This is a genomic window from Sphingomonas kyungheensis (genome assembly GCF_037120395.1).
Taxonomy (GTDB): domain Bacteria; phylum Pseudomonadota; class Alphaproteobacteria; order Sphingomonadales; family Sphingomonadaceae; genus Sphingomonas; species Sphingomonas kyungheensis.
The window spans coordinates 665,369-677,102 of record NZ_JBBBDM010000002.1 but is presented as its reverse complement, the minus strand read 5'-3'; the positions used below and the strand labels follow the sequence as shown (position 1 = coordinate 677,102).

Sequence of the window (11,734 nt, the reverse complement as noted above, 5' to 3'; positions counted from 1 at the left end):
GCACGGCCGGCCGGCGTAAAGATCGATTACGACAGGGTTACCGCCCCATAAACCCTGTCTTTACGTGCTTCTGTATAGTTAGTGGGTAGACAAGGACCAGGTCGGACCGGATCGGCGGGACGGCGCGTAACGCGGGATATCGGATTGGATACGGCGCAACAGCATTGGCCTGCGGGTGCATGGGATCTGGTCACGCGGATCGGCGCGACGGACGGCAGCGTCGCGCATCCGCACCTGTCGATGCTCCTTTCTCCCGCGGCGGCGTCGCGCGACCTGTCGGATGCGGTGCATGCGCTGTGCGCGGTTCATGGCGATCCCCCCGGCCTCGCGGTCGAGGCGCGCACCCATTGCGTCCAGCCCGATGCCTGCGACTGGCTGTCGGCGGTCGCCGACGGCTTCGTGCTCGAACGCGCCTATATCGCCCGGCTCGCCGCCGCTGCCGGCCCGACCCCGTCGACCCCCGGCCAGTCGGACACCGAAGCGGCGCTGATCGCCAGCCGCCATGCGCTCGAGACGCTCGCCCGCTCCGAACGGCGCGGCTGCGCCACCGGCGCGGTGGCGGCGCTGGTGCAGGACTGGACCGCGATCCGGCTGATGCTCGATCACGCCGCCGAACGGTTCGGCGTCGACCCCGTGCCGGCGGCCTTTCCGAGCCTCTCCGAAACCGCGGCGAGCGTGACGCGGCTCGGCGGCACCCCGGCGACCGAGCGCGCGGTGCGCTTCGGTGCGGAACAGTTGCTCGCCCAGCATCGCGCCTTGTGGGATCTGCTCGAAGCACGCGCCAGCGCCCGCCAGGGGTGATCCCCGCGCGACTTGCCTGATCGCGCGGGTTGCGCCTACCACCGTTGCCTCCACCAGCTGCGGGAACCGGCATGAAGCGCTTCGAAGGCACGCAAAGCTATGTCGCGACCGAGGATCTCAAGGTCGCGGTCAACGCCGCGGTGACGCTGCGCCGGCCGTTGCTGGTCAAGGGCGAGCCAGGCACCGGCAAGACCGTGCTCGCGCAGGAGATCGCGCGCGCCGCGGGGGCCGAGCTGATCGAGTGGAACGTCAAGTCGACCACCAAGGCGCAGCAGGGCCTGTACGAATATGATGCGGTGGCGCGGCTGCGCGACGGTCAGCTCGGCGACCCGCGCGTCCACGACATCGCCAATTACATCCGACGCGGCAAATTGTGGGAAGCCTTCACCCGCCCGACCCCGCCGGTGCTGCTGATCGACGAGATCGACAAGGCCGATATCGAGTTCCCGAACGACCTGTTGCTGGAACTCGACCGGATGGAGTTCCACGTCTACGAGACCAAGGAGACGATCCGCGCCGTCGAGCGCCCGATCGTCGTCATCACCAGCAACAATGAAAAGGAGCTGCCCGACGCCTTCCTGCGCCGCTGCTTCTTTCATTACATCCGCTTCCCCGATCGTGAGACGATGCAGCGGATCATCGACGTGCATTTCCCCGGCATCCAGGCGATGCTCGTCCGCCGCGCGATGGACATCTTCTACGAGGTGCGCGACGTCCCCGGCCTCAAGAAGAAGCCGAGCACCAGCGAATTGCTCGATTGGCTCAAACTGCTGCTGCACGAGGACATGCCGCTCGACGTGCTGCAAAACCGCGATCCGACCAAGGCGATCCCGCCGCTGCACGGCGCGCTGCTCAAGAACGAACAGGACATCATGCTGTTCGAACGGCTCGCCTTCATGGCGAAGCGGCAGCGCTGATCGTTTCAGCCTCGCAACGACCGGCAAGTTTTTGCCGGGTGGCCCGGCAATTAACCATAGCTGCCAATCTCGCAGTCATCCGCACCGCCCTAAGCCAGCGGAATGCGAGGCCTTCTTGCCAGATTCGTGATCACGTGCCTTGCCGGTCAGGCGGCAAGTTTTACCGCGCCGCTCGCCGCCTCGGGGCTGCTCGACTATGTCGGCCAATGCGTGCCCTTCGCCCGCGCCGCCTCGGGCATCGAGATCTACGGCGATGCCTGGACATGGTGGGAGCAGGCCGGGGGACGCTATGACCGGGGCCATCGCCCGCGCGAGGGATCGGTGATCGTCTTCGCCAAGACCGGCCGGCTGCCGCTCGGCCATGTCGCGGTGGTCAGCCGCGTCGTCGAACAGCGCGTGCTGATGCTCACCCACGCCAATTGGTCGCGCCAGAACGGCGAGCGCGGCCATGCCGAACAGGACGTCACGCTCTACGACGTCTCGCCGCACAATGACTGGAGCCAGGTCAAGGTCTGGTATCGCGACAATGACGGGCTCGGCGGCGGCATCTATCCGGTCAAGGGTTTCATCTACGGCGGCCATCCGTCGAAACAGCTCACCGCCCGCAACCCCGATTATGTCGGCGCGCTGATCGACGCCTACGCGCCGCGCTGAGCCGGGGGCTGTCGCGCCCGCGCGAAGCGGCGTAGCGTGCGTCGATGTTCCTGCGCTTCCTCGACGAACTCCGCGCCGCCGGCATTGCCGCGAGCCTCAAGGAGCATCTCGTGCTGCTCGAGGCGCTCGATGCCGCGGTGATCGAGTCGACGCCCGAGGCCTTCTATTACCTCGCCCGCGCGACCTATGTGAAGGACGAGGCGCTGCTCGACCGGTTCGATCGGGTGTTCGGCAAGGTCTTCCACGGCGTCGTCAGCGACGCGGGCGTCGCGCCGCAGGATCTGCCTGCCGAATGGCTCGAAGCGGTGGCGGCACGCTATCTCGACGCGGAGGAGATGGCGCGGATCCAGGCGCTCGGCTCCTGGGACGAGATCATGGCGGCGCTGCGCGAGCGGCTCGCCGAGCAGCACGGCCGCCACCAGGGCGGCAGCAAGTGGATCGGCACCGGCGGCACCAGCCCGTTCGGCAATGCCGGCTATAATCCCGAAGGCGTCCGCATCGGCGGCGAGAGCCGCCACGGTCGCGCGATCAAGGTGTGGGAGCAGCGCGACTTCCGCAATCTCGACGCCGACGTCGAGCTCGGCACGCGCAACATCAAGGTCGCGCTGCGCCGGCTGCGGCGGTTCGCGCGCGAGGGCGCCGCCGACGAGCTCGACATCCAGGGGACGATCGACGGCACCGCACGGCAGGGCTGGCTCGACGTGCGGATGCGGCCCGAGCGGCGCAACGCGGTCAAGCTGCTGCTCTTCCTCGACGTCGGCGGCTCGATGGACCCCTGGGTGCGCATCTGCGAGGAACTGTTCAGCGCCGCGACCGCCGAGTTCAAGACGCTCGACTTCTTCTACTTCCACAATTGTCCTTACGAGGGCCTGTGGAAGGACAACCGCCGCCGCTTCACCGAGCGCACGCCGACCGTTGAGGTGCTGCACCGCTTCGGCCCGGACTATAAGATCGTCTTCGTCGGCGATGCGGCGATGAGTCCCTATGAGATCACCCATGCCGGCGGCTCGGTCGAGCATAACAATGACGAGGCGGGCGCGGTGTGGATGGAGCGGCTGACCGGCACCTATCCGTCGGCGATCTGGCTCAATCCCCTGCCCGAACCGCAATGGGGCTATACGCCGTCGATCCGGCTGATGCGCGAGCTGGTCGGCGGGCGGATGTTCCCGCTGACGCTCGCCGGGCTCGATGCCGGGATGCGCGAATTGACGCGCAAGCGGTGACCTTTCTCGCGCCGCTCTTGCTATAAAGAAGCAACAGCGGGAGAATGGTCATGCGTGATCCGTCCTATGGCGTTGCTGCGATCTCCGGCCCGACCAAGGCGAGCGGCGCCTCGCATCGGGCGCGGTCGGCTTATGGTCTGGCGCACATCCGGGAACAGCACGGGCTGCGACCGCTCACCGCCCCCAAAAGGCTCGGGCTGCATGCCCTCGGCCGTCATGGCTCGATCCTGCTGCCGCACGCGGTGTCGACCTATCGAGCGCTGGGCCATGCCCATGGCTACCCCCGGCCCTTCAACCCCTATCGCCACGACCATGGGACCGCGCCGCTCGCCTGACGCTGGCGGGGCCAAGACGTCTGCGATAAAGAGGGTCCAGAGGGGAGACCGATCATGTCCGTGATGATGTTGCTCATCGCTCTCGTACCGGCCGTCACGCTGGGGCAGCCGTCGCCGAAGCCCAAGCCGCCGGCGTCGCGATGCGAGCAGCCGCAGGTGCGCCGGATCGCGGGAGCGACCACGCCCGGTCTCCACAAGCTCGGCGACCTGCCTCCCGCCAAACCCATCTATACCGTGCTGCGCCAGGTCGACGGATGCCCGCGCCCGGTCAGCGTACAACCGCGCCTGACGCACGAATGAGGGTCACGGCCGGCTGATCACGCCACCCGCCAGCGGTGCGGCGACGCCGGTCGTGCCGGGGAAGCTGATCGGCAATCCGCGCAGCGTCCGCACCGCCATATAGGCAAAGCCTTCCGCCTCCATTGCATCGCCGTTCCAGCCGAGCGCATCGCTCGGCTCCGGCCGAAGCCCGCAGCGGTCGCCGATCATCCGCAGCAGCACCGGATTGTGCCGCCCGCCGCCCGCGACGATCAGCCGCTTCGGCCGCGCCGGCAGCCGGTCGATCGCCTCGGTGACGCTCGCCGCGGTAAAGGCGGTCAGCGTCGCCGCCCCGTCCGCCGCCGCCAGGCCGCGCGCCGGCTGGACGGTGAAGTCGTTGCGGTCGAGGCTCTTGGGCGGGGCGAGATCGAAGAAGGGGTGATCGAGCATGCCGGTCAGCACCGCTTCGTCGACCCGCCCCGACGCAGCGAGCGCGCCGTCGGCGTCGAAGCGCGCGCCCGTCTCCGCCTCGACCCAGCTGTCGATCAGGCCGTTCGCCGGACCGGTGTCGAAGGCGACCAGCGCGCCGTCCGCGCCGACATAGGTGATATTGCCGACCCCGCCGAGATTGAGCACCGCCACCGGCCGCTCCAGCGCCGCGACCAAGGCGGCGTGATAGACCGGCAGCAGCGGCGCGCCCTGCCCGCCCGCCGCGACGTCGGCGCTGCGGAAGTCGCTGACCACGGTAATCCCGGTCGCGCGGGCGAGCACCGCGCCGTCGCCGACCTGCCACGTCCAGCCGCGATCGGGGCGGTGTGCGACCGTCTGGCCGTGATAGCCGATCACCTCGACCGCCGCCGCCTCGACCCCCGCCTCGCGCAGCAGCTTGTGCACCGCGAAGGCGTGGGTACGGTCGATCAGCTCGCCCGCCGCGACCAGATCAGGGCTGGCGCGCGGCCGGTCGAAGGTCAGCGCCAGCGTCGTCGCCGCGGCGAGCTGCGCGCGCGCTGCATCCGAATAAGCTTCGCCGCGGAAGGCGATCGGACGCACCATCCCCTCGCCGTCCGTTTCGATCAACGCAGCGTCGATCCCGTCGAGCGACGTTCCCGACATCAAGCCTATCGCCAGCATATGGCCCTCCCGTCACGCCGCTGTGCCGCCTGCCCCCGCCGCTGTCGAGCGACGCGGACCCGCCGATGCGACGAACCGCACGTCCCACGGCACCGTCTGGAAAATTCGCGACGGAAGCGCTATAGACGGGTCTCTCATGGCAACTCGTCTCCCCTCTCCGCCGCGCGTCGGCATGGTGTCGCTCGGCTGTCCCAAGAATTTGGTCGACAGCGAACGTATCCTCACCCAGCTGCGCGCCGACGGCTATCAGATGTCCGCCGACTATGCCGGCGCCGACGTCGTGCTGGTCAACACCTGCGGCTTTCTCGATTCGGCGAAGGAGGAAAGCCTTGAGGCGATCGGCGAGGCGATCGCCGAGAACGGCCGCGTCATCGTCACCGGCTGCATGGGCAAGGAGGCGGAGGTCATCCGCGCGCGCTTCCCGCAGGTGCTCGCGGTCACTGGCGCGCATCAATATGAGCAGGTGGTCGAGGCGGTGCATGATGCCGCCCCCGCCAACCTGTCGCCCTATATCGATCTGATCCCCGATGCCGGGCTCAAGCTGACGCCGCGCCACTATAGCTATCTGAAGATTTCGGAGGGCTGCAACCACCGTTGCTCCTTCTGCATCATCCCCAGCCTGCGCGGCGATCTCGTCAGCCGCCGCCCCGACGCGATCCTGCGCGAGGCGGAAAAGCTGGTCGCGGCGGGGACGCGCGAATTGCTGGTGATCAGCCAGGATACCAGCGCCTATGGCATCGACATCCGCAAGGAGCCGCGGCTGTGGAAGGGGCAGGAGGTCGTGCCGCACATGACCGACCTCGCGCGCGAACTCGGCAAGATCGCGCCCTGGGTGCGGCTGCATTACGTCTATCCCTATCCGCACGTCGATCAGGTCATCCCGCTGATGGCCGACGGGCTGGTGCTCCCCTATCTCGACATCCCGTTCCAGCATGCCGCGCCGTCGGTCCTGAAAGCGATGAAGCGCCCGGGCAACGACGCCAAGGTGCTCAGCCGCATCCACCAGTGGCGCGCGATCTGCCCCGACATCGCGATCCGCTCGACCTTCGTCGTCGGCTTCCCCGGCGAGACCGAGGCGGATTTCCAGTATCTGCTCGACTGGCTCGACGAGGCGCAACTCGACCGGGTCGGCGCGTTCCGCTTCGAACCCGTCGAGGGCGCCGCCGCCAACCTGCTGCCCGATCCGGTGCCCGAGGCGGTCAAGGAGGAGCGCTATCAGCGGATCATGGCGAAGACCGCCGCGATCAGCGCCGCCAAGCTCGCCGCCAAGATCGGCCGCACGCTGCCCGTCATCATCGACGAGGTCGGCGACGAGGGCGCGACCGGCCGCAGCCAGGCCGACGCGCCCGAGATCGACGGCCAGGTCTTCCTGCGCGATGCCGCGCACCTTTCGGTCGGCGACATCGTGCCCGTCGCGATCGAGGATGCCGACGAACATGACCTGTACGGCGTGCCGGCGTAGCGGCTGGCGGAAGTTCGCGCGTTCCAAGATGCCCGCGTGACGCGAAGAGGTAGATTCACCCGGCAGCGCGGCGATATTTTGGTGGCGAGCTCCCGATCATCGTCAGGCAAGAGGAAGATCTGCTGGCGCTGACGCATCTTCTGCGCGCCTCCGCACCTCCGCATGACCATATGGCCGTCGCGGCCTTGGGCCTTCGCGTGAGCCGGACGCGGTCGGTACGCGGACGAGCCTTCGACAGAAAGTCCGCGACGCCGGCCGCGGACTTCGTCAGAGGCTAGCAAGTCGATCGAACAAACACATGGTGGAGTCCTGTCGCTGACACCGATTTCACTTTCGTGACCGCCGACCGATATGGCAGCTAGGCACGATGCTGTTCCGAACCGTCGCCGCCACGCTGGCGCTCACCGCCGCGCCTGCCGCTCTTGCCCAGTCGCTCACCCCCGCCGAGGCGACCGCGGTCGACAAGGTCGTCGCCGACGGGCTCGCCGCGACCGGCACGCCCTCGGCGCAGGTCGCGATCGTGCGCGGCGGGCGGATCGTGCTGGTCAAGGCCTATGGCACGCAGGCGGGCTCGACCCCGGCGCGCACCGATGCGCCCTATCAGATCGCCTCCATCTCCAAGCAATTCACCGCCGCCGCGCTGCTGCTGCTCGAAGACGACGGCAAGCTGTCGATGAACGACACCGTCGCCAAATGGCTGCCCGGGATCAGCGGTGGCGACCGGATCACCATCCGCCAGTTGCTCAGCCACACCGCCGGGCTGCAGGATTACTGGCCGCAGGACTATAGCTTCCCGGCGATGGAGACGCCGACCACGCCGCAGGCGATCGTCGATCGCTGGGCGAAGAAGCCGCTCGACTTCGCGCCGGGCACGCAATGGCAATATTCCAACACCGGCTATGTCGTCGCCGGGCTGATCGCGGAGAAGGCGGCGGGCGAGCCGCTGATGACCTTCCTCCAGCGCCGCATCTTCAAGCCCCTCGACATCACCGCGATCGATCAGGACAAGGCGATCGGCGGCCGCTTCCCGATCGGCTATCACCGCAACGCCTTGGGGCCGGTGCGCGCCGCGCCGCCGCCCGCGGCGGGCTGGCTGTTCGCCGCCGGCGAACTGTCGATGAGCGCGGGCGATCTCGCCAAATGGGACGTCGCCCGGATCAACCGCAGCCTGCTGCCCGCGGACGACTGGGTAGCGCAGGAGACGCCGGTGCTGCTCAGCGACGGCAGCACGACCAATTACGGCCTCGGCGTCACGCTCGCCAAGCACGACGGCCAGCCGGTCGTCGAACATAGCGGCGAGGCGGTCGGCTTCCTGTCCGAGAACATCGTCTATCCGGAGCAAAAGGCAGCGATCGTCGTGCTGACCAATGCCGATTTCGGCGATGCCTTCGTCGCGATCGCTCAGGGGATCGCCAAGGTCGTCCTGCCCGCCGGCGCCGACGCGGCCGAGGCGGCGAAGACCCGCGCCGCCCGCGCGATGTTCGATTCGCTGCGCAACGGCACGCTCGACCGGCGGCTGCTCACCGCCGATGCCAATTATTATTTCACCCCGCAGGTGATCGCCGACTATCGCACCAGCCTGTCGGCGCTGGGCGAGCCGACCGGCTTCGCGCTCGCCGGACCGAAGCGGCTGCGCGGCGGCTTCGTCCAGCGCCGCTACACCGTCACCTACCCCGACCGGAAGCTGTCGATCGGCACCTTCGCCGAACCTGACGGCGCGGAACGCTACGAGCAATTCCTCGTCAGCCCGGTGAATTGACCATGGCCGATGCCCTGCTCCAGCCCGATCGCGGCCAGCCCGCCCGCACCATCACCCTGCTCGCGCCGGACGCGTTCGAGCCGTGGCTCGCGCGCCAGCCGCAGCGCGTGCGGACCGCGCTGGTCGCACAGCGCTTCACCGGTGCGGCGGGCGGCCACGCCATCTATGCCGAGGACGATGTCCAGGCGGTCGTCGTCGCTTCCAGAACGGACAGCTGGACCCTCGCCCGACTCGCCGAGGCGCTGCCGACCGGCACCTATCGCGTCGACGGCGCGATCGGCCCCGCGGCGCTCGGCTGGCTGCTCGGCCAATATCGCTTCGACCGCTATCGCACCAGCGAAACGGCGGGGCCGCGCATCCTGCTGACCCATGACGTCGCCGCGATCGACGAGACGGTGCGGCTCGCCGCGGCGACCGGCTGGGTGCGCGACCTCGTCAATACCGGCGCGGGCGATCTCGGCCCCGCCGAGCTGGAGGATGCTGCCGAACGGCTCGCGCGCGATCACGGCGCGACGGTGACGGTGACGCGCGGCGATGCACTCGCCAGCGGCTTTCCGCTGATCCATGCGGTGGGCCAGGCGGCGGTCAAGGAGCGCGCGCCGCGGCTGATCGAACTCGTCTGGGGCGATCCCGCGCACCCGCGCGTCGCGCTGGTCGGCAAGGGCGTGGTGTTCGACACCGGCGGGCTCGACATCAAGCCCTCGGCCGGCATGCGGCTGATGAAGAAGGATATGGGCGGCGCGGCGCATGCGCTGGCCCTCGCCCGGCTGGTGATGGCGGCGCGACTGCCGGTGCGGCTGCACCTGCTGATCCCCGCGGTCGAGAATGCGATCGCGGGCAACGCCTTCCGCCCCGGCGACGTGCTGCGCAGCCGGCTCGGGCCGACGGTGGAGAACACCAATACCGATGCCGAGGGACGGCTGATCCTCGCCGACGCGCTCGCCCGGGCCGGCGAGGACTCGCCCGAGCTGATCCTCGACTTCGCGACGCTGACCGGCGCGGCGCGCGTCGCGCTCGGCCCCGACCTGCCGCCGCTGTTCACCGACGATGCCGTGCTCGCCGCCGACCTGCTCGCCGCAGGCGTGGCGCAGGACGATCCGCTGTGGCAGCTGCCCTTGTGGGACGGCTATGACGAGATGCTGAGCTCGGACATCGCCGACATGGTCAACGCGCCGGACGGCGGCTTCGCCGGCGCGATCACCGCAGCGCTGTTCCTGCGGCGCTTCGTCCCCAAGGGCATCGCCTGGGCGCATATGGACGTCTTCGCCTGGCGTCCCTCCGCCAAGCCGGGCCGGCCGAAGGGTGGCGACGCCTATGCCTTGCGCGCCTGCTACGCGGTGCTGAAGCAGCGGTACGGGACTCGCTGAGGCGGGTCCTTTGCGGGTTTGCGCTCCCGGCGTGGCATTGCGGGCAAGCCGGGCTTCGACAGGCTCAGCCCGAACGGATGATGGGGTGGCGGATCGCGCCTAGCGTCCGTCTACCCTGCGCCGACGCGCGGGGTGGCCACGTACCTCGTCCGACTTGCGGCTGGAGTGCCCCCCATTCGCCCTGAGCCTGTCGAAGGGCAGGTCCCCCCAGGCGCCGAGCCTCGGAGCTGCGCCCCATCGAGCCGGCAGACTTACCGATCCTCCGCCGGCGGATCGATATCCCATTGCTGGTCGCGCAGCACCGTCGAGCGGACCGGACGCCCCGCCGCATCGCGCCACGGATCGTAGCGGAAGCGTTTCTCGATCGCCGCGCAGGTCACCTGATCCATCAGCGCGTTACCGCTCGACCGGGCGATCGTGCAGCCGGTGACGCGGCCGTTGGTTTCGACCCGGAAGCGGACGCTGACGACGCCGCGGAAGCCCGAATCGAGGATCGCTTCGGGAATGTCCGATCCCTTGATCCGGCCGCTGACCAGCCGCGGCACCCGCTCCCAGCCGCTGCCGTCGCCATCGCCGTCGCCGCCCGCGCCATTGCCGTCGCCGACGCCGCCCGCGCCGGTGCCCGGCCCGGCGCGATCCGAGGCGCCCGAATGGGTGTCGGCGCCGATATTGGCGAGCGGCGCGACGATGATCGGCGGCGGCGGCGCGAGCGCGATCACCGGGATCGGCGCGACCACCTCCGTCGCCTTGGCGCGAAGGTTGGGCGGCGAGGCCCGCCCGCTCGCGCGGTGCAGCGGCTTGGGCGGCGGCACGGTCCGCTCGGGCGGTGGCGGCGGCGGCGCGACGGTGAAGGTGGCGAGCGAGTCGGCCACCGCGCCGCCGCCGCCGCGGAAGGCGAGGCCGGCCAGCAGCGCATAGCCGAGCGCCGCGACGATCACCGCGGTCAACGCCGCCGCGCCGAGGCGCTCTTTGAGGGGAGCCGGAGCGTTCACCACCGCAAGATGATGACGCCCCAAGCCTTTCGCAACGCTGACCGGGGCTCAGCGCCGGCGCCCGGCCCTTACAGCGCGGCGGCGGCGGTGATGATCGGCACGAACTTGGCCGCGGTCAGGCTCGCGCCGCCGACCAGCGCGCCGTCGACGTTGTCGCAGGCGAGGATCGTCGCGGCATTGTCGCCGGTCACCGAGCCGCCGTAGAGGATGCGCACGCCGTCCGCGGCATCGCCGATCAGCGTGCGCAGCTTGGCGCGCGCGATCGCGTGGATCGCCGCGATCTGCTCCAGCGTCGGCGTGCGGCCGGTGCCGATCGCCCAGCGGGGTTCGTAGGCGAGCGTGAACCAGCTGCCGTCGGCATTGTCGGGCACCGACTTTTCGATCTGCGCCTGAACGACGCGCTCGGCACGGTCGGCGTCGCGCTCCGCCTCGGTCTCGCCGCAGCAGGAGATGACGTGCAGCCCCTGCCGCCGGGCCGCCGCCGCCTTGGCCCAGGCGTCGTGGCTGGTCTCGCCCTGGTCCATCCGCCGCTCGCTGTGGCCGACGAGGGTGAAGCGCGCGCCCGCCTCCTTGACCATCGCCGCCGAGACGCAGCCGGTATGCGCGCCGCTGTCCGCCTCGTGCACGTCCTCCGCCCCGATCGACAGCGTCGGCGCGCGGTCCGCCGCGGGAGCGATCAGCGTGAAGGGCACCGCGACCATCACGTCGACATTGGGCGCGGCCGCCGCCGCCGCGGCGATGCCGTCCAGCTCCACGAGCGCGGCGCGCGACCCGTTCATCTTCCAATTGCCCGCCACCAGCTTGCGCCGCGTCATCCGACCTCCTGTTATACGTG

12 protein-coding genes are annotated in these 11,734 nt (G+C 69.6%); 9 read left to right on the top strand and 3 right to left on the bottom strand.

Annotated features, from left to right (window positions below; all coding sequences use genetic code 11):
- The first annotated feature begins 144 nt into the window (after positions 1-144).
- The 6 genes from V8201_RS07250 (at position 145) to V8201_RS07225 (ending at position 4,230) form a co-directional block, all read left to right on the top strand.
- Positions 145-801: a DUF6975 family protein gene (locus V8201_RS07250; RefSeq protein ID WP_336544857.1), complete on the top strand. Its 657-nt coding sequence runs from the start codon at positions 145-147 to the stop codon at positions 799-801.
- Between the two features lie 71 nt (positions 802-872).
- A complete protein-coding gene (locus V8201_RS07245; protein ID WP_336544856.1) occupies positions 873-1,718 on the top strand; it encodes an AAA family ATPase in 846 nt (281 codons plus the stop codon).
- A 102-nt stretch (positions 1,719-1,820) separates the two neighbouring features.
- Complete coding sequence (locus tag V8201_RS07240) at positions 1,821-2,372, top strand: CHAP domain-containing protein (RefSeq protein ID WP_037530975.1); 552 nt, start codon at positions 1,821-1,823, stop codon at positions 2,370-2,372.
- A 44-nt stretch (positions 2,373-2,416) separates the two neighbouring features.
- Positions 2,417-3,595: a vWA domain-containing protein gene (locus V8201_RS07235; protein ID WP_336544855.1), complete on the top strand. Its 1,179-nt coding sequence runs from the start codon at positions 2,417-2,419 to the stop codon at positions 3,593-3,595.
- 50 nt (positions 3,596-3,645) lie between these two features.
- Positions 3,646-3,930 (top strand): hypothetical protein, encoded by a 285-nt coding sequence (locus V8201_RS07230; RefSeq protein WP_336544854.1) that lies wholly within the window; start codon positions 3,646-3,648, stop codon positions 3,928-3,930.
- A 54-nt stretch (positions 3,931-3,984) separates the two neighbouring features.
- Positions 3,985-4,230, top strand: a complete 246-nt coding sequence (locus V8201_RS07225) for a hypothetical protein (RefSeq protein ID WP_037530964.1) — start codon at positions 3,985-3,987, stop codon at positions 4,228-4,230.
- Positions 4,231-4,233: 3 nt separating this feature from the next.
- Here V8201_RS07225 and V8201_RS07220 read toward each other — a convergent pair whose 3' ends face one another.
- On the bottom strand, positions 4,234-5,319 hold the full coding sequence (locus tag V8201_RS07220; RefSeq protein ID WP_336544853.1) for an anhydro-N-acetylmuramic acid kinase: 1,086 nt from the start codon (positions 5,317-5,319) through the stop codon (positions 4,234-4,236).
- 136 nt (positions 5,320-5,455) lie between these two features.
- Between V8201_RS07220 and rimO the strand changes: the two genes are divergently transcribed.
- The 3 genes from rimO to V8201_RS07205 all read left to right on the top strand — a co-directional run bounded on the left by rimO (position 5,456) and on the right by V8201_RS07205 (position 9,907).
- A complete protein-coding gene (rimO, locus tag V8201_RS07215) occupies positions 5,456-6,781 on the top strand; it encodes a 30S ribosomal protein S12 methylthiotransferase RimO (RefSeq protein ID WP_271300583.1) in 1,326 nt (441 codons plus the stop codon).
- A 367-nt stretch (positions 6,782-7,148) separates the two neighbouring features.
- Entirely contained in the window at positions 7,149-8,540 is a 1,392-nt protein-coding gene (locus tag V8201_RS07210) for a serine hydrolase domain-containing protein (protein WP_336544852.1), read from the top strand.
- Between the two features lie 2 nt (positions 8,541-8,542).
- A complete protein-coding gene (locus tag V8201_RS07205) occupies positions 8,543-9,907 on the top strand; it encodes a leucyl aminopeptidase family protein (RefSeq protein WP_336544851.1) in 1,365 nt (454 codons plus the stop codon).
- A gap of 251 nt (positions 9,908-10,158) precedes the next feature.
- Here V8201_RS07205 and V8201_RS07200 read toward each other — a convergent pair whose 3' ends face one another.
- Both V8201_RS07200 and tpiA read right to left on the bottom strand, forming a co-directional pair.
- Positions 10,159-10,923 carry an energy transducer TonB gene (locus V8201_RS07200; protein ID WP_336544850.1) on the bottom strand — a complete coding sequence of 255 codons (765 nt, stop codon included), beginning with the start codon at positions 10,921-10,923 and terminating at the stop codon, positions 10,159-10,161.
- 44 nt (positions 10,924-10,967) lie between these two features.
- The gene (gene tpiA, locus V8201_RS07195) at positions 10,968-11,714 is read right to left on the bottom strand and encodes a triose-phosphate isomerase (protein ID WP_336544849.1); all 747 of its coding nucleotides are present in this window, start codon (positions 11,712-11,714) and stop codon (positions 10,968-10,970) included.
- Positions 11,715-11,734: the final 20 nt, after the last annotated feature.